This is a genomic window from Streptomyces sp. Inha503 (assembly GCF_047215865.1).
Lineage (GTDB): Bacteria > Actinomycetota > Actinomycetes > Streptomycetales > Streptomycetaceae > Streptomyces > Streptomyces lycopersici.
Window position 1 is genome coordinate 1,799,889 of record NZ_CP178360.1, and the last position, 16,246, is coordinate 1,816,134.

The following is a 16,246-nucleotide window of genomic DNA, read 5'->3' on the forward strand; positions in this document are numbered from 1 at the left end:
CAGCGGGTCAGCCGGGCGGGGCGGCTCCCAGGCGCCGGGCCAGATCCGCGACCCCGGTCGCCCGCCGGTCGGCGGGACGCGCCGCGGACGGGTAGGGCACCGGAGTGCGCCGCAGCCAGACGGTGGAGAGACCGGCCCGGGCGGCGCCGTCGATGTCCCACGGGTGCACCGCCACCATCGTCGCCGCGCCGGCCGGCACGCCGACCGCACGCAGCGCGTAGGCGTACGCGGCGGGAGCGGGCTTCCACTGGCCGCCGGCGCCCTGGACATCCAGGTGGGCCTCGAAGCAGTCGGCGCACCCGGCCCGGTCCAGTACCGCACGCGTGGTGTCCGCCGAGCCGTTCGTCAGGGTGACCAGGCGGTGTCCGGCCGCGTGCAGCGCCCGTACGCCCTCGGGGACATCCGGCTGGACGGGCAGCTCCGGCAGGCCGCTGAGCACGTGGTCCACGGCCGCCGCCGGGTCCGCTCCCCCGGGCCCGTGCCGGGCCAGGAGTGTGCGCAGGACGTCCCCGGCGACCTCGGCGAACGTCGCGCGACCGCCCGCGAGGGACAGGGCGATGCCGTCGCGCAGAACACCGGCGAACCACACCGGCAGCAGATGGCCGGGCAGACCGATGTCCTCCAGGCGCGCGGCGAGCGGGGTCATGTCGGTGAGTGTCTCGTTGACGTCGAAGACGAGGACGTCCGGGCGGTCGTCAGCGGCCATGGGAGCACCGTTCCCGATAGCCATCCGATCACTCCCGCCGTCCTGTCCAGACCGAGGTCAAGTGGACATTACGGGCAGGCCCAGCGGTCCGCGAGCGGACACACCGCGTCGCCCAGACGGCGCCCCCAGGACCTCGTCCGGTCCGTGGCGCACCCGGCCGGTGGTGGCGGCCGGGTGCGGTCCGTCAGTGTCTCTCCACCGGAGGCGGAAGCATGTCCAGCTCGGCGGCGAGCAGCCCGGCCTCGAAGCGCGACCGCGCGTCGAGCCGTTCCATGATGTCCGCGACATGTCTGCGGTAGGTCCGCACGGAGATGGACAGTGCCCGGGCGGCGACCTCGTCGGTGGCTCCGACGCGCAGCATCCCGAGGATCTCGGCGACCAGCCGGGTGCGGCGGCGGTCGCTGAAGTCGGGCCGCGCCGAGAGCGGGGCCGACTTCTTCCAGATGGAGTTGAACAGCGTGTGCAACGCCTGGACGGGCAGCACCTCCTGGGTGGTGAAGATCTGCGAGCCGGTTTCCGCCCGCGGATTGGCCAGGGCCGTACGGCCGTCCGCCATGACCGCCTCGATCGGATCGAGACGGGCCAGTCTCACCTCCGGCCCGCCGCCGTCGCCACCGTTGGTGAGCGGCAGATGACGGTCATAGGTGTGGCGGGTGCACAGGATCCGCACCCGGACGTCCGGTTTCGCCTGGTCCAGGAGGTCCGGGAGGAGGGACCGCAGCACCTCGCGCTGCGTCCCTCGGGGCAACGCGAGGATGATGGACACATGCTGCCCGGCCTCGCGCACGATCGCCCGGGCGTCCTCGGCCGGGCCGGGGCCCCGGCTCAGCGGTGCGGCGGGCGGCCGCGGAGGAGAGCCGATGGGAATCGGGGCAGCGGGAAGAGGAAGAGCCGTCATTGGGCGTCCTCCAGGGGCGACAGCAGCCCGAGCTCACTGGCCCGCACCCCGGCCTGGAAGCGGGACTCCGCGCCCAGCCCCTCCAGGATCTCCGCGACCCGGCGGCGATAGGTGCGGTAGGAGATGCCCATCTTCTGCGCCGCGACCCGGTCCGTGTGCCCGTCCCGCAGATGCCCCAGGACTTGCCGCTGGTCCTCGTGCCGGACCAGCTCCCGCCGCTTCAGGAATTCGGCGAGCGGTATCGCACTTCCCCACGCACCGAGGAAGAGAGATCCCAGTGCGCCGATCTCCGCGGATTTGTCGAAAAGCGCCACACTTCCGTCCTTGAGGGCGATCGGCGACCACAGCAACGCGCCGCGGAAGTCGGCCATCGCCACGCCTTGCAACGGACTCTCGGCAATTCGGACAGCGACGTTCTCCCGCTCCGTGGTCAACCGGTGCAGAACCTCGACGTCAAAAGTGCGAGAGGAGAAGAGAACCCGGAATTCGACGTCCGGGCGCACCGTCCTCGCCATGACGTGGAGCGCCGGACCGAATTCCGACAAACCTCGTCGATCACTGGGAATCGTGACGTTCACACTACTTGTGGCCTGGTCGGCCAGGGCCGTGGCGGCGGCCACCAGAAGGTCGGTGTCGAGCCGCTGGATCGCGGCGGCCCGCCGCATCCCCGTTTCCAGCGGATCGATCGTCACCGTGTCCGCCAAGGGCGGAACTCCGCCCGTATTTCTCATCAATGTGGAACCCCCGTGCCAACATCTCTTACACCCGGACTCAGGCAACTCCGGGCACGTGCCGAGGAGTCTACGTCTCGGTACTTTTCACGCGCTTTCACTTTGCTTACATGCACGCCACACGGGCCGATTCACCTACGTGGCCGGGGGTGTTTTACGCGTGTTCGGGCAGAGTGGGGTTCCGGCGGCGCTTCAGGGGGGCGTCATGGCCGCCGGCCGCCGAGCACCCGTGCCCGCAAGGCTGCTTTGTCCACCTTTCCGCTGCCATTCCGGGGCAGTGCGTCGAGATGGTGAACGGCCGTGGGGAGCTTGTACCGGGCCAGCCGTTGCCCGATGAACGCCCGGATCTCCTCCAGGGTGGCCCGGCCCTCCCCGTCCTGGCACACCACCGCCACCGGGCTCTCGCCCCACCGCGGATGCTCCACCCCGATCACGGCCGCCTCGCGCACACCGGGGTACTCGGCCAGATGCCGCTCCAGCTCGGCGGGGTAGATGTTCTCCCCGCCGCTGATGATGACGTCCTTGAGCCGGTCCACGATGAACAGCAGACCGTTCTTGTCGACGCGGCCGATGTCCCCGGACCGGAACCATCCGGCGTCGTCCAGCACCCGCCCGGTCGCCTCCGGGTCGTTCCAGTAGCCCGCGAAGACATGGGGCCCCCGGACGCAGATCTCCGCGGGCACCTCCGGTTCGGTGACCACACCTCCGGTGGCCGGATCGACCAGCCGTATCTCGGTGTGGGGCAGCGGGAATCCGGCCGCGTCGGGGTGGGCGGCCACCAGCTCGGTCGGCAGATGGCTGGCCAGCGGCGCGGTCTCGGTCATCCCCCACGCCTGGTGCAGGGGGATGCCGTGGGCGAGGTAGTCGCGGACCAGGGTGGGGGGCACCGGGGCCCCGCCGACGATCGCGGCGCGCAGCGCGGAGAGGTCGGCGCGCGGAAAACCGGGCGTCGCGGCGATGGCCGCGAACATCGTCGGCACCGCGATGAGATTGGCCACCCGGTGCTCGACCAGGTCCTCCAGGCACTGCTCGGGAGAGAAGGAGCGCCGGATCACCAGGGTGCCGCCGTGACAGAGGGAGCCCAGGGTGAAGCCACTGAGCCCGGCGATGTGGAACATGGGCGCGAGCACCAGGGTGGGGTCGCCCAGCCGGGTGCGGATCACGGCGGCGGTGTTGAGGTGGTTCCACCACAGATTGCCGTGGGTGAGCACCGCGCCCTTGGGCCGCCCCGTGGTGCCCGAGGTGTACATGATGACCGCGGGGTCGGTGGGCCGGACCGCGACCGGCGGCGCGGCGTCCGCGGTTTCCGGCGGCTCCACAGCCTCCGCCACCTCCGGCATCGGCAGTGGTTCCCAGCGGGGGTGCGCCCCGGAAGCGGCCGGGCCGCGCTCGGCGAGCAGGAACCGCTGGACGGGCACGGTGTCCGCGATGCCGTCGATCAGGGGCCGGCCCGCGTCCTCGGCGATGAGGGTGTGGGGGCGGCAGTCGCCGAGGAGGTACGCCACCTCGCTTCCGGCCAGCCGGACGTTGAGCGGTACGAAGACCGCTCCGAGGTGGGACGCGGCCAGCGCCGCCGCCAGCAGCACCGGGCCGTTGCGCCCCAGGAAGGCGATCCGGTCGCCCGTGCGCACCCCGCCGTCGGACAGGGCCGCCGCCAGCGATCGCACCCGGGCGGACAGCGCCCCGTAGCTGATCCGGGTGGACTCGTACACGATGGCGGTGGTGTCCCTGGCGGTCCGGGCCCAGTAGTGGACCGCCGCCGCCGAGCCAAGGTTCTGTTCCTTCATCGGTTCCTCTTCGCCGATCGTCGGGTCGCGGTCAGCCGCAGCCGCCCGCGTGCCCCTGGTCTCCGCCCCGGCCGGGCGCCGCGGCGGACGGTGCGGTGTCCGACAGTCCGGTGTCCGGCGACTCGGCGTCCGGCCGCCCCGGCGCGGCGCCCGTCACCGACGCGATGAACGCGGCGAGCCGGTCCACGCCCCAGAACTTGTGGAAGCCGTGGATGAAGAACGGCACGCCGAACACGCCGTCCGCGTCGATCCGCAGCAGCGCCTCGACCCCGCGTTCGCGCAGTTCGTCGTCGTCCGCGGCGCCCGCCAGCCGGTCCTCGGGCAACCCCAGTTCGGCGGCCACCTCCGCGATGGTGGCGGGCGCGCAGATGTCCCTGCCCTCCTCCCAGCGGGCCCGGTAGACGCGTTCGACGAACTCCGGGCCCTTCCCCGCGTCCACGGCGGCGAGATGGGCCAGATGCGGGACCTCCCACACCGGGTCCCGGTCGACCGGCCACACGGGCTCGAGCCCGCGCTCGGAGCACAGCCGGCGCACGTCCTGGAGGATGTAGAGGTGCTTGGCGCGGGACATGGCGACGTACGGGAAGCCGCCGCCCGCCTTTTCCAGCATCAGCAGGCTGCGGGCGTCCGGCTCCCAGAAGGGCCGCCAGGTGATGGCGTCGGCCACCTCCGGGTGTTCATCGCGCAGTTGGCGGTAGGCGAGCCAGGAGTACGGGCTGCGCAGGGAGAAGTAGAAGCGGGGCGTACGGTCCCTCCGGGGCATGGCCGGCCTTTCCTCAGATGACGATGCCGCCGTCGATCTGCAACACGCTTCCGGTCACGTACTCGGCCGAGGCCAGGTACGCGACCATGTCCGCGACCTCTTCCGGGCGTCCGAAGCGCTGCAACGGGATCTTCTTCGCGGCGTCCGCGCGGGCGCTGTCGGCCAGCGCGGCGGTCATGTCGGTCTCGATGAATCCGGGTGCCACCACGTTGGCGCGGATGCCGTACCTGCCGACCTCCTTGGCCAGCGCCTTGGTGAACCCGATGATCCCGGCCTTGGAGGCCGAGTAGTTGGTCTGGGTGGGGTGTCCGTGGACTCCGGCGACCGAGGAGATGTTCACGATGCAGCCCCGTCGGCGTTTCATCATCTCGAAGACGGCCGCGCGGCACACGTGGTAGGTGCCGTCGAGGTTGGTGTCCAGGACCTGGTGCCACTCCTCGTCCTTCATGAGCAGCAGCGGATTGTCGCGGACGATGCCCGCGGAGGTGACCGTGACGTCGATGGGGCCGAACTCCTCCTGGACGGCGGCCATGAACCGGCGCACCTCGTCCGCGTCCGAGACATCGGTCCGCAGGGCCATCGCCCGCCGGCCCAGTTCCTGGACCTCCTTCGCCAGCAGTGCGCCGGGCTCCGGATCGGGTGAGGCGTGGCAGAAGGCCACGTCGTACCCCTCGCGTGCCAGGCGCAGCACCGTGGCCCGTCCGATGCCGCGCGTACCGCCGGTGACCACGGCCACCCGGTTGTCGGTACCGGTCATGTCGTCCGCCTCCCCTCAGGCCCGGTCCGCCGTGGCCGGGGTGGCCGTGGCCAGCCCGGATCCCGGCCGGAACGCGATGACCAGCTGTTCGATCTCCATGACGGTCTCGTCCCCGACCGTGCTCCGCCCCTCGAAGATCACGGTGTCCGCGAAGCTCCGGACCAGCCGCACCTGGTGTTCCACCACGTCGCCCGGGCGCACCCGCCCGCTGATCCGGACCCCGGAGATGCCGCCGAACAGCATCACGCGATCGCCCCGCGCGTCGGGCACCGGGGCGTCCCAGGTGGCGAGGAGGCCGGCGGCCTGGCAGCAGGACTCGACGAGCAGCACCGCCGGGTAGTCGTGGTCCCGTTCGGCCGCGTCGTCGGCCAGGCGCTCGTACCAGGGTTCGTTGCAGGTGACGGCCTTACGGGCGATGAGCCGCGCGCCGGGCTCCACTTGGACGACCCGGTCGAGCAGCAGCATCGGGTGGCGGTGCGGAAGCCGTCGCTTGAGTTCGGCGACACCGGCGGACGTTCCGGTCACCACGCCCCCTCGTCCTCGAAGCGGAGGGCGATCCGGGCGACGGTGCCGCGCGGGCCGGTGACCGAGGCGGAGCAGCGCCCGCCCGCGCCGTCGCGGCGCCAGGTCAGATCGGCGGTGAGCGTGTCGCCCGGGAGGACGGGGTTCATGAACCGTGCGCTCTCGATGCCGGACAGCGCCCAGCCGCGGTCCGGTTCGGGGGCGGTGGCCAGCGCTCCGCGGTGCAGGAACTCGATGACGCAGACGCCGGGGAAGATCGGGAATCCGGGGTAGTGGCCGGGGAAGACCGGCTCCTCGGGCCCGACCGTCATCGATACGCGCGTGGTCCCGTCCGGGGCCGTGCCGTGCTCGATCCGGCCCGCCACCGGAGTGCACACCGGGCTCATCCCCGGGCTCCGAGCTTGTCCGTGAGCACGTCGTAGGTCCGTGGCAGCGTGGTCAGCCCGCGCACATCCGACTCCGCGAACCGCACGGCGTACTTCTTCTCCAGGGCGACGATCACCTCGAGCGCCAGCAGCGAATCGCCGCCCAGATCCTCCACGAAGCGGGTCTCGTCGGTCACCTCGCCCGGGTCCACGCAGAACACCTCGGCGATGGTGCGCCGCAGATCCTCCAGGTCGAGGGGGGTCGGTTGGGTGTCGGGCATCGTGCCTCGCCTCTCCATCGAATTGCGGTTCGCCGGCGGTTGCGGGTCGCCAGACATGGCGGGTTCGCCATCGGACATGGCGCACGGGGTCATGAACCCGCGAGCCTCAGCAGGGCGGCTCCGACCATGCCGTTCGCCTCGGCGGAAGTGATCAGTACGGTCCGGGCCCCGGCGTCGGCCTCCCCGGATCCGGCGCGGGCGAGCACCGCGGCGATCTGGAAGGCGGCGGAGGCCGCGAATGTGTCGCCGATGGAATCGGCGCACGCCACCCGGGGCGGAAGGCGGGTGCCGAGCACCTCGGCGACGGCGGCGCGCTCCGCGTCGCCGTCGGGCCCGGCCAACTGGGTGTCGGCGAGGGCGTCGACGCCGTCCGCGGCGAGGCCCGACCGGTCCAGCAGCCGGCGCAGACAGTCCACCAGCACCGGCCGGATCGCCGAGTGGTCCTCGGCGAAGCCGAACCCCAGCCCCATGACCTCCGCGATACCGCGCCGACCGTGGGCCCGGGCGTCCTCCGCGTCCTCGAGCAGCCACACCGCGGCGCCCTCGCCGAGGACCGTGTCGCGCCGCCCGCCGTCGCCGGTGACTCCCCTCGCGTGCCAGGCGAGCCAGGCGCGGGCCGTGGAGAACTCCTCGACCGCGCCGCACAGCAGGGTCCGCGCTCGGCCCGCCCGGTGCAGCCGCAGCGCGTACCGCAGGGCCAGCAGTCCGGTGGCCCTGCCTCCGGCGATCGTGGTGTTGGGCCCCTTGAGGCGGTGCCAGATGGCCGACTGCCCGGCGGCGCAGTTCATCACGGTGTTGGGGAAGCGCGCCGGGTCGACCAGATAGGGGCGGTCCCCCACCAGGGAGTCCCGGGTGAAGTCCATCATGCTCTGGGCGCTTCCGGTGCTGGTGCCCAGCACCAGGCCGGTGTCCTCGTCGATCCCCGGCAGCCGCCCGGCGTCGCCGGTGGCGAGCAGCCGGCCGAGGGCGACCACGGCCAGGCCGGTGATCCGGTCCATCGAGCGGGTGCCCTTGCGGCCCAGCAGCCCCCGGATGTCGAAGTCGGGGACCAGGCAGGCCTCCTGGTACGGCACCTGCCACTCCTCGCGGTCCAGCCGGACCGCGGCCCGGCGGCCGGAGCCCAGCCCCCGGGAGAACTCGGCGCCGCCCAGCCCGAGCGGGGAGATCGCGGACCAGGCGGAGATGACCGGGCTGCCGGCCGTGTCGGTGGAGACCATGGACGGTTGTTTCCTTCGGGCGCGGGCGGGAGGCGGATGGGGGTGGGCGCGGTCGGGGGTCAGAAGAACCACACCCGTGCGTAGTCGGACCAGCGGCTCACCAGCTCGGCCCCGGCCACGCGGCGCACTCCGGGGAGCAACCGCTCCCGCGCACGGGCGCCCAGCGCGGACAGATCGGCCTCCTCCACGAACACGGTGGCGCCGTCGTCGAGGAGTCGCCGGAGCAGCCGGCGCGGGTCGGGGAGCGTGTCGAGCGTCCGCCCGGCGATGCGCAGGGCCGCCTCGTACGTGGTGTCCACCGCGTACGAGGCCGCGAGCCCGCGCAGCACCACATGGAGGCCTCCGCTCTGCCGGTGCAGCTCACGGACGAAGAACAGGGTGTCGGCGAACTGGGTCTCGACCGCGCCCCGATGGGCGCGCTCGATGATCAGCAGGGTGTTGTCGTTCGTGGCCACGGTTCAGCAGACCCCCATCGCCACGACCTTGTCGGTGGCTCGTACGTGCTGCCAGAACTGGCTCGGCGGGCGCTTGAGCACCTCGGCGATCTGCTCGGACCTGCCGCGCTCCGCACAGCAGAACCGGCAGACGTACCAGTCCAGGCGCTCGGGGTAGGCGGTGAGCAGTTCCCGTACCACCGTGCCGGTGGAGGGGTGGTCCACCGTGCGCTCGGCGACGTTGACGGGTTTGCTGTCGCCGAAGGCGGCGCAGGTGAGCGCGGTGGCGTCGCCGCAGGCCCAGACCTGTACGGCGGCGCCCTCGTCCAGCAGGGCCTGCGCCAGCCTGAGCGCGCTGGTCACCAGGTCGGTCTGGTGGGGCGCGCCCAGCAGTTTCAGCATCACATCGGTGTGTCGGACGGCGAAGACCATGTCAGTGCCACACCATTCGCACCGTGGGACTCAGCAGCTTCCGCGCCACGTCTCGCATCTCCACCAGCCGGGCACCGGGCACCAGATCCTCGGCGTCAACGGCCCGCTGGCGCAGGGAGAACGCGTCCACCCACAGCTCGCCGCCGTTTCCCAGCAGGGCGTCGAGTTCGGGCATGGCTCCCCGCACCGCTCCGGCCACGCCGTTCTCGACCAGGAACAGCACGACGTCCTCGCCCTGCCGCACCAGTTGGGCGGCGTCGCCGGCGAACCGGTGACTGCCCGGACCGGCCGGCGGTCCTCCGCTTTCGATCAGCAGGTATTCGTCCATGGCTTCAGATGTCTCCGGGTCCGTCGGCGTCCGGTCGGTCGGCGTCCGTCCGTGCCCCGGCCGTCAGCCGGCGGCCGGTTCGCCGCCGAGGGCACGCAGGACGCGGTCGTCGAAGGTGACCAGGGACCAGTCGTGGCGGCTCTCGATCTCCGCGTAACCGTGGGTGATGGTGCCGGTGGCGGTCCGCACGAGCCGGCCCTCACGCACCACGTAGCAGTCCATGCGGGAGGTGTAGGTGAAGTCCTTGAACACGTCCTCGACCGTGTAGACGGTGTAGAGCTCCTCCTCCATCAGCGCCTCGTCGAGGACGTGGATGGAGGAGTGCGGGACGACGGGTATCCACTTGCGGTCCTCGAGCAGCTGCTTGATGGAGATGCCCCGGTCGGCCAGGAAGAGGTCGACCACCTCCTCCATCTGGCGCAGATAGCCGGACATCTGGATGCGCTCGCTGAAGTGGCAGTACGGGTACGGGATGCGCCACTTCCAGCCGAAGGCGTTCTCCCCGGCGGTCAGCTGGTCCAGCACCGGGTCGGCGCCGGTCGTGCCCCGGCCGAGGGAGAGCGCGCGGTCGTCGGCGGGCATGGCGGCGGGAGGTGACTGCGCCTGCCCGGTGCCCAGCCTGGACACCACGAACCGGGCCAGTTCGGCCGGCGGCTCCCCCTCGGAGGGCAGGAAGTCGCCGCGCCGCAGGGAGACCGCGACCTTGGAGGTGGCCGCCTTGACGCGCTGCCCGCCCCGCTCCAGGGTCAGTGTGACCCGGAAGCGCAGGACGTCGTCGGTGTCCTTGGTCGCCGGTTCGACCCGGGTCTCCACGAGGTCGTCCATGTGCAGGGCGTGCAGGATGCGGGTGTCCAGGCCGACGAGGTCCAGACCCAGGCCGTAGTCCTCGAACAGGGCCCGGGCGGGCATCCCCGCGCTGCGGAAGTGCTCGAGAACGGCTTCCTCGATCAGGTAGTTGACGTGCTTGAACCCGATCCAGGTGCAGATGTTCGAGCCTTCGTACCGGGGCCGCAGGGCCACCTGCGTGCTCTTGGCGAGCAGCGGTTCCAGTACGGGCTCGGTGTCGGTGGTCATCGGTTGTGCTCCATGGTGAGGTGAGGGGATCCTGACGGCGGCCCCGGCAGCCGGGTCCGCAGGAACGTGTTGGTGAGGTCGGCGAACTCCTCGGCCGCCGTGACCATCGGGAAGTGTCCGTGGCACGGCAGGACGTGCACGGAGGCGTCGGGAAGCGACTTGGCGAGCCCTTCCGCGTCGGAAGGCGCGGCCACCATGTCCTCGCCGCCGCTGACGAGGAGGAACGGCATCGTCATCCGTTCGGTGCGCATCTGCGGCATCCGCAGATAGGTGCCGAAGAACTGGAACCACCCGTAGGGGCTGACCAGATCGCGGATCTTCATGGCGATGGTGTGCCGGCGCTCCTCGGGCAGACGCCTGCTGGGCCCCATGTGCATGCCCTCGATGAGGATCCGGTCGAAGTTGTTGACGTAGTAGGCGAGCGAGTTCCAGTCGAACTCCTCGGCCGTGGCCCGGTACAGCGGGGAGACCAGCACCACGGCGCTCGGCCCCCGGGTGTCCGCGCCGCCGGTGCTCCAGCGGTCCAGCCAGGTCAGCGCGGCGCTGGTGCCGAAGGAGTGGGCGATGACGACGTCGGGCCCGTCCGGTACGGCGGCCACCGCCTGATCGGCCCAGGTCTCGACGGGGAGGCCGGTCCAGCCGTGCACCCCGGTGCCCCGCCACGGCAGGTCGGCGGTCCACAGCTCGCACCGCGGGTCGGCCAGCGGCAGGAAGGGCTCCCAGACACCGGCGTTGCTGCACAGCCCGTGCAGCAACAGCACCCGCAGCGGGTCGGGGGCCAGTGCCCGCCGGGCGCACCGCACGATCACCGGCTGCTGCTCCGCCTCGTCGCCGGATGGGCGTACCGGGGTGGCGTACCGGCCGGGGTCCACGCTCACGGGCGCTCCTCCCGGGCGGAGTGCAGCAGCAGGCCCGCGACCGCGTCATCGGTGTCATCACCCGTGGTGATCAGCGCCGTTCCGGTGGGGTAGGAGCCGAACCGGCCGACGGCGGCGGCGCACTGGAGCACGCCCAGGGCGCCGTCGGCCCGTCCGAACACGCCGGTCGGGTCATGGCGCGGCGCGTCGGGGAAGCCGGGCGTGCCGACAGCCGGGGGCTTCTCCTGGGAGGTGAACCAGATGCCGGGGGCGGGGCGTCCCTCGGGGAGCACCCGCTCGACCACGGCCCGGACACTTCCCTGCCGGGTGTACGGCCCGAGGGCGGCCATCGGCCGCGCGCCACGGGCGCGGGCGGCCGGCCCGCTCTCGACGACCAGGGCGACGGCGCCGTCCAGCAGTCCCTCCGCCACCCCGCCCAGCAGCCCTTCCACCACGGGGTTGGCGGTCTCCACGCCGATGACGACCGCCCGGTCGCACCGGCCGGCGGACACCAGGGCCGCGGCCCAGTACACCGCGTCGAGCCCCGAGGTCGGCCCGTTGCAGAACATCAGATTGGGGCCGCGCAGCCCGTGCTGCATCGCCACCGAGGAGGCGATCACATTGCTCGACGCGTTGGGCAGCGCCATGGGGCTGATGCGCGAGGTCGTCTCCGCCGCGATGGCCGAGGCCACCTCGCAGACGGTGTCCAGGTTGCCGAGGTTGGAGCTGACGGCGACGCCGACCGAGTCCCCGGGAACGGTCAGTCCGCCCTCGCCGTCGGCCGGCAGCAGCCCGGATGAGCGCAGGACGTCCTGTGCGGCGCACAGGGCGAGCTGGGTGGCCCGGTCCTTGTAGCGCAGGCCCCGGCGGCCGATCAGGGTGCCGGGGTCCACCGGCTCGGTGGGCTCCCGGGTGGTGCGCAGCAGGTCAGCGGCGTGGCGGGCGCCGGGCAGCGCCAGGCCGACGCCGGTCACGACGGCGTCAGATGCGGTGGCGGCGGCGTCAGGTGCGGTCACGGCGGCGTCAGGTGCGGATGTCACGCGGCCGCTCCTTCCACGATGGCGACCGCGTTGACCCCGCCGAAGCCGAACGCGTCGACCTGCGCGATCCGCAGCCGCTCCGCCTCCTCCGGCGGGGTGGGCCCGGTCGCGAAGCGGAACCGCCCGGCGGCCCCGGCCGGGGTGTCCAGGGCGATGGTCGGTGGGACCCGGCCCGCGGCCAGCGCCCGGGCGGCGACGATCAGGCCGAGCAGCCCCGATCCGCCCGAGGTGTGCCCGGTCATGGACTTCACCGCGGTCATCAGCGGCCGGCCGATCCCGCTGCCGAAGACCTCGCACAGGGCCGTGGCCTCCGCCTCGTCGTTGAGGGCGGTTCCGGTGCCGTGCAGCAGGACCAGGTCGACGTCGTCGGCCTTGATGCCGGCCTGCTCATGCGCCAGCCGGATGGCCTGGGCGATACCGGCCGGGTCGGGCGCGGTCGGGTGGGAGGCGTCGCAGTTCATGCTCGCGGCCCGGAGCCGGCCCCTGGCCAGGCGGGCCGTGGGGTGGTCCTCCCGGGTGAGCACCACGGCCGCGGCGCCGTCGCCCATGAGGGTGCCCCGGCGGTTCTGGTCGAAGGGCCGCACCCGGTCCGGGGGGTCCAGCTGCACCCGGTCCAGCAGCCCGAACATGCTCGCGGTGATGGTGTCCACACCGGCCACCACCACCGCCTCGGCGGTGCCCGCGGTGAGCAGGTCGCTCCCCATGGCCAGGGCGTGCAGGGACGCCGAACACGCGTTGGAGATCGTGTAGGTCCAGGTGGCCCCGAAGCGCTCGCGCAGCGCGGTCCCGAAGTGGAGTCCGCCGAGGTCGAAGTCGGCGCCCTCGCACCACTTGAGCTCGACGGACCGCAGCTCCCGCAGCCCGGTGCCGACGATCACCGGGGTGGCGGAGAGATCCTCGTCAAGACCGGCGTCGCGCAGTGCCTCGGCCACCGCCCGCAGCAGCCAGGCGGTCGCGCGGGACGGCACATCGGCGCCGTCCGCGGGGCGGTCGTCGATCTCATAGGCGTATGCGGCCCGGTAGTTGCGGCTGTCGAAGCCACGCAGCGGGGCGCGTCCACTGCGCCCCGCGCAGAGGGCGTCGAAGACCTCGTCGGCGTTCCTCCCGATGCTGGCCACCGCACCGGTGCCGGTTATCGCCCAGTTCATCGGGACCGTCGCGTGCGGTCGTTCACCCGTGCCACGTCTGTTCCTCCTCGTATTTGCCCAGGATCAGCACAGCGTTGTTTCCTCCGAAGGCGAGGCCGTTGTTCTGCACGACTCTCGGTTTGGCGGCGACGGCCTCATTGGGCACACAGTCGAGGCCGCATTCGGGGTCGGTCTCGACATGGTTGATCGTGGGCGGGACGAACCCTTCGACGATGGCGAGCACACAGCCGATCGAGGCCAGCGCGCTCGCGGCTCCCATGCTGTGACCGAGCATCGATTTCATGGAAATCGTGCGCGGGGCCGTGTCCGCCCCGAACACCCGGCGCACGGCGGCGGCCTCGGTCACGTCGTTGGCCCGGGTCCCGGTGCCGTGGGCGGAGATGAAATCGACATCTCCGGGCCCCACTCCGGCATTCTCCAGCGCGAGCCGCATACAGTCGGCCACGCTGTCCTCATCGGGTGCGACCGGGTGATGCGCATCGCAGTTCAAGGCGAACCCGAGCACTTCGGCGTGAATGCGCGCGCCCCGCGCGCGGGCGGACTCCAGATTCTCCAGGACCAGAACGCCTGCGCCCTCGCCGGTGAGTATTCCCTGGCGGTCCTTGTCGAAGGGCCGACATTTCTCGGGCGCGATGGTGCCGATCCGGTAGAAGCCGGTGAACGTCTTGCGGCAGAGCGCGTCGGCGCCGCCGCACAGCGCGTAGTCCACGTCCCCGGAGCTGATGGCGTCGTACCCGTAGCCGATGGCGTAGTTGCCTGCGGCGCAGGCGGTGGGCAGTGTGACCGCCTCCACCGAGCGCAGGCCCAATTCGCGCGCCACCGCGGACGACAGCCGGCCCGCGGTGACCCGCTCGGCCACCACCGGGTCCATCGCCTCGGGCCCCTTCGACACCTCTGTCTCGACCAGCCGGTCCATGTCCCTGGCCTCGCCGTCGGTGGTGCCGATCGCGGTCAGGCCCCGGCGGGCCCGCAGGTCCGCCTCGTCCAGCCCGGCGTCCTCGACGGCCATCCGGGCGGCCGACACCGAGAACTGGCCCGCCCGGCCCAGCGTGTGCGGGGGGACGTTGCGGATGTGGTCCTCGGGGGCGAAGCCCGTCACCTCGCACCCCATGGCGTGGGCGAACCCCTCGGTGTCGAACGCCGTGATGGGCCGCACCGCGCTGCGCCCGGAGCGCAGCCCGGTGAGAAAGTCAGCCGTTCCGATGCCGATACTGGATATCGCTCCCATACCGGTGACGACGACTCGGTGAGGGGCCTCACTCCGCATGATCCCGCTGTCTCCTCAACTCCCGGCCGGCCGATCGAAATCCCGTTACGCTCTTACTTTTCGCTCGCCTCGGAGACCACCGCGTAAATCCCGTCGAGATTCACCATGCGCGACATCTCGGCCTGGTCGATGGAGATTTCGAACGTCTTCTCCAGAGCGGCCAGGATCTCGATGGCCCGGAGGGAGTCGGCGTCGTGGTCCTCCTTCAGGAGGCTGCTGTCCGTCAATTCCTCAGGATCGATTTCAAGGATGTCGCAGACGATTTCCTTGATGTCATCGCGGCGCTCCTGCACAAGTGCGCTCATATGCTCTTCCTCTGCCTTCTTCGCATGTGTTGGGGCCGACGCTTCAGGACATTACGTTCGGCCGAGCAAGGGGTTCAAGAGTTGCGGACACATGCTGCCAACAACGCCTCATTGATAATGGCGAGTTGTCCATGTTCCGGCTTATGCCATGCGCAGCGGCAGGCTTTCCAGCCCGCGCATCAGAGTGCTGCTGCGCCATTCCAGCTGTGCCACCGGAGTGGCGAGTTCGATCGTCTCGAAGCGGTCGAGCAGCTTGGTGAAGACGACTTCCGCCTCCAGCCGGGCCAGCGGCGCTCCGAGGCAGAAGTGGACGCCGTGCCCGAAGGAGACATGGCCCCGGGCGTCCCGCTTCAGATCCAGCCGGCCGGGCTGGGGGAACCGCTCGGGGTCGTGGTTGGCGGAGTCGACGTTCACCATCACGAACTCGTCCCTGGGGATGACCACACCGCCGATCTCGACCGGTTCCTTGGTGAAGCGCATGGTCGCCTGGTTGACCGGGCTCTCGTAGCGCAGGAACTCCTCGATGGCCCCGGGCAGCAGGGAGCGGTCGGCGCGCAGGGCGGCGAACTGGTCGGGGTGGGTCACCAGGGCCAGTGCGCCGTTGCCGATGAGGTTCACGGTGGTCTCGTGGCCGGCCGCGAGCAACAGCACGGCCATGGCCGCTATTTCCTCGTCGTCCAGCGCCGACTCGCTGTCCTCCGTGGCGAGGGCGGAGATCATGTCGTCCCCGGGAGCCACGCGTTTGGCGGCCACCAGCTCACGGATGTACGCGTCCATGGAGACGCTCGCTTCCCTGAAGACCTCGGGCTCGACCGCCAGGACGAAGGCGTTGGTCCAGGATCTGAAGGTGCGCCGGTCCTCCTCGGGCACGCCGAGCAGTTCGCAGATCACGGTGATGGGCAGCGGGAAGGCCAGTGCCTCGATGAGGTCGATCGAGTCCTGTCCCTGGACGGCGTCCAGCAGTTGGTCGGTGATCTGCTCGATACGGGGTCGCAGCCGCTGCACCCGGCGCAGGGTGAAGCCCTTGTTCACCATGTGCCGCAGCCGGTGGTGCTCGGGCGGATCGGTGTTGAGCATGTGGTGGCTGAGCGCCTGGCTGAAGATCTCCTGATGGGCCTGGATCCGGCGCTCCCGCAGGATCCGCATGATCTGCCAGGAGTCCTTGGCGAACCGGGGGTCCGACAGCGCCTGGCGCACCGGCGCGTATCCGGTGACGAGCCACAGTCTGGTGCCGTTCGCCATCTCGAGCGGGTGGACGGTGCGGGGGGCGGGCGCCGCCCCCGGCTCCGGCGCCGGCCGCTCGGCGGCATGAGGGGGTTGGTGCACGGTGTTCT

At 71.5% G+C, this 16,246-nt stretch carries 20 protein-coding genes; all 20 read right to left on the bottom strand.

The genetic code is table 11. The annotated features are described in order from the left end of the window. Window positions 1-7: 7 nt before the first annotated feature. Window positions 8-706 carry a haloacid dehalogenase type II gene (locus ACJX2R_RS07425; RefSeq protein ID WP_262700334.1) on the bottom strand — a complete coding sequence of 233 codons (699 nt, stop codon included), beginning with the start codon at window positions 704-706 and terminating at the stop codon, window positions 8-10. A gap of 184 nt (window positions 707-890) precedes the next feature. Then, window positions 891-1,604, bottom strand: a complete 714-nt coding sequence (locus ACJX2R_RS07430) for a LuxR family transcriptional regulator (protein ID WP_413099366.1) — start codon at window positions 1,602-1,604, stop codon at window positions 891-893. Then, on the bottom strand, window positions 1,601-2,308 hold the full coding sequence (locus ACJX2R_RS07435; protein WP_413099367.1) for a response regulator transcription factor: 708 nt from the start codon (window positions 2,306-2,308) through the stop codon (window positions 1,601-1,603). The genes ACJX2R_RS07430 and ACJX2R_RS07435 overlap by 4 nt, the downstream gene beginning before the upstream one ends. Before the next feature lie 230 nt (window positions 2,309-2,538). Beyond that, complete coding sequence (locus tag ACJX2R_RS07440; protein ID WP_413099368.1) at window positions 2,539-4,122, bottom strand: class I adenylate-forming enzyme family protein; 1,584 nt, start codon at window positions 4,120-4,122, stop codon at window positions 2,539-2,541. Window positions 4,123-4,153: 31 nt separating this feature from the next. Next, window positions 4,154-4,885, bottom strand: coding sequence for a 2-hydroxychromene-2-carboxylate isomerase (locus ACJX2R_RS07445; RefSeq protein ID WP_413099369.1), 732 nt, complete (start codon window positions 4,883-4,885; stop codon window positions 4,154-4,156). A gap of 13 nt (window positions 4,886-4,898) precedes the next feature. Then, the gene (gene fabG, locus ACJX2R_RS07450; RefSeq protein WP_413099370.1) at window positions 4,899-5,642 is read right to left on the bottom strand and encodes a 3-oxoacyl-[acyl-carrier-protein] reductase; all 744 of its coding nucleotides are present in this window, start codon (window positions 5,640-5,642) and stop codon (window positions 4,899-4,901) included. A 15-nt stretch (window positions 5,643-5,657) separates the two neighbouring features. Continuing rightward, window positions 5,658-6,167, bottom strand: coding sequence for a 3-hydroxyacyl-ACP dehydratase FabZ family protein (locus tag ACJX2R_RS07455; protein WP_413099371.1), 510 nt, complete (start codon window positions 6,165-6,167; stop codon window positions 5,658-5,660). After that, entirely contained in the window at window positions 6,164-6,550 is a 387-nt protein-coding gene (locus ACJX2R_RS07460) for a 3-hydroxyacyl-ACP dehydratase FabZ family protein (protein ID WP_262700340.1), read from the bottom strand. The genes ACJX2R_RS07455 and ACJX2R_RS07460 overlap by 4 nt, the downstream gene beginning before the upstream one ends. Continuing rightward, entirely contained in the window at window positions 6,547-6,810 is a 264-nt protein-coding gene (locus ACJX2R_RS07465) for an acyl carrier protein (protein WP_262700341.1), read from the bottom strand. The genes ACJX2R_RS07460 and ACJX2R_RS07465 overlap by 4 nt, the downstream gene beginning before the upstream one ends. An 89-nt stretch (window positions 6,811-6,899) precedes the next feature. Then, the gene (locus ACJX2R_RS07470; RefSeq protein ID WP_413099372.1) at window positions 6,900-8,027 is read right to left on the bottom strand and encodes a beta-ketoacyl synthase N-terminal-like domain-containing protein; all 1,128 of its coding nucleotides are present in this window, start codon (window positions 8,025-8,027) and stop codon (window positions 6,900-6,902) included. 59 nt (window positions 8,028-8,086) lie between these two features. Next, window positions 8,087-8,482, bottom strand: coding sequence for a hypothetical protein (locus ACJX2R_RS07475; RefSeq protein ID WP_413099373.1), 396 nt, complete (start codon window positions 8,480-8,482; stop codon window positions 8,087-8,089). Between the two features lie 3 nt (window positions 8,483-8,485). Continuing rightward, window positions 8,486-8,893 carry a hypothetical protein gene (locus ACJX2R_RS07480; protein WP_413099374.1) on the bottom strand — a complete coding sequence of 136 codons (408 nt, stop codon included), beginning with the start codon at window positions 8,891-8,893 and terminating at the stop codon, window positions 8,486-8,488. Between the two features lies 1 nt (window position 8,894). Then, on the bottom strand, window positions 8,895-9,221 hold the full coding sequence (locus tag ACJX2R_RS07485) for a hypothetical protein (RefSeq protein ID WP_413099375.1): 327 nt from the start codon (window positions 9,219-9,221) through the stop codon (window positions 8,895-8,897). A 63-nt stretch (window positions 9,222-9,284) separates the two neighbouring features. Continuing rightward, window positions 9,285-10,295 carry a thioesterase family protein gene (locus ACJX2R_RS07490; protein ID WP_413099376.1) on the bottom strand — a complete coding sequence of 337 codons (1,011 nt, stop codon included), beginning with the start codon at window positions 10,293-10,295 and terminating at the stop codon, window positions 9,285-9,287. Then, window positions 10,292-11,173: an alpha/beta fold hydrolase gene (locus ACJX2R_RS07495; protein ID WP_413099377.1), complete on the bottom strand. Its 882-nt coding sequence runs from the start codon at window positions 11,171-11,173 to the stop codon at window positions 10,292-10,294. The genes ACJX2R_RS07490 and ACJX2R_RS07495 overlap by 4 nt, the downstream gene beginning before the upstream one ends. After that, window positions 11,170-12,192, bottom strand: a complete 1,023-nt coding sequence (locus ACJX2R_RS07500) for a beta-ketoacyl synthase N-terminal-like domain-containing protein (protein ID WP_413099378.1) — start codon at window positions 12,190-12,192, stop codon at window positions 11,170-11,172. The genes ACJX2R_RS07495 and ACJX2R_RS07500 overlap by 4 nt, the downstream gene beginning before the upstream one ends. Then, window positions 12,189-13,340 (bottom strand): beta-ketoacyl synthase N-terminal-like domain-containing protein, encoded by a 1,152-nt coding sequence (locus ACJX2R_RS07505; RefSeq protein WP_413099379.1) that lies wholly within the window; start codon window positions 13,338-13,340, stop codon window positions 12,189-12,191. Before ACJX2R_RS07505 ends, ACJX2R_RS07500 begins: the two co-directional genes overlap by 4 nt. A gap of 22 nt (window positions 13,341-13,362) precedes the next feature. Further along, on the bottom strand, window positions 13,363-14,607 hold the full coding sequence (locus tag ACJX2R_RS07510; RefSeq protein ID WP_413099380.1) for a beta-ketoacyl-[acyl-carrier-protein] synthase family protein: 1,245 nt from the start codon (window positions 14,605-14,607) through the stop codon (window positions 13,363-13,365). A gap of 53 nt (window positions 14,608-14,660) precedes the next feature. Further along, the gene (locus tag ACJX2R_RS07515) at window positions 14,661-14,912 is read right to left on the bottom strand and encodes an acyl carrier protein (protein ID WP_413099381.1); all 252 of its coding nucleotides are present in this window, start codon (window positions 14,910-14,912) and stop codon (window positions 14,661-14,663) included. A 141-nt stretch (window positions 14,913-15,053) separates the two neighbouring features. After that, window positions 15,054-16,238 (bottom strand): cytochrome P450 family protein, encoded by a 1,185-nt coding sequence (locus ACJX2R_RS07520; RefSeq protein ID WP_413099382.1) that lies wholly within the window; start codon window positions 16,236-16,238, stop codon window positions 15,054-15,056. Between the last annotated feature and the right edge of the window lie 8 nt (window positions 16,239-16,246).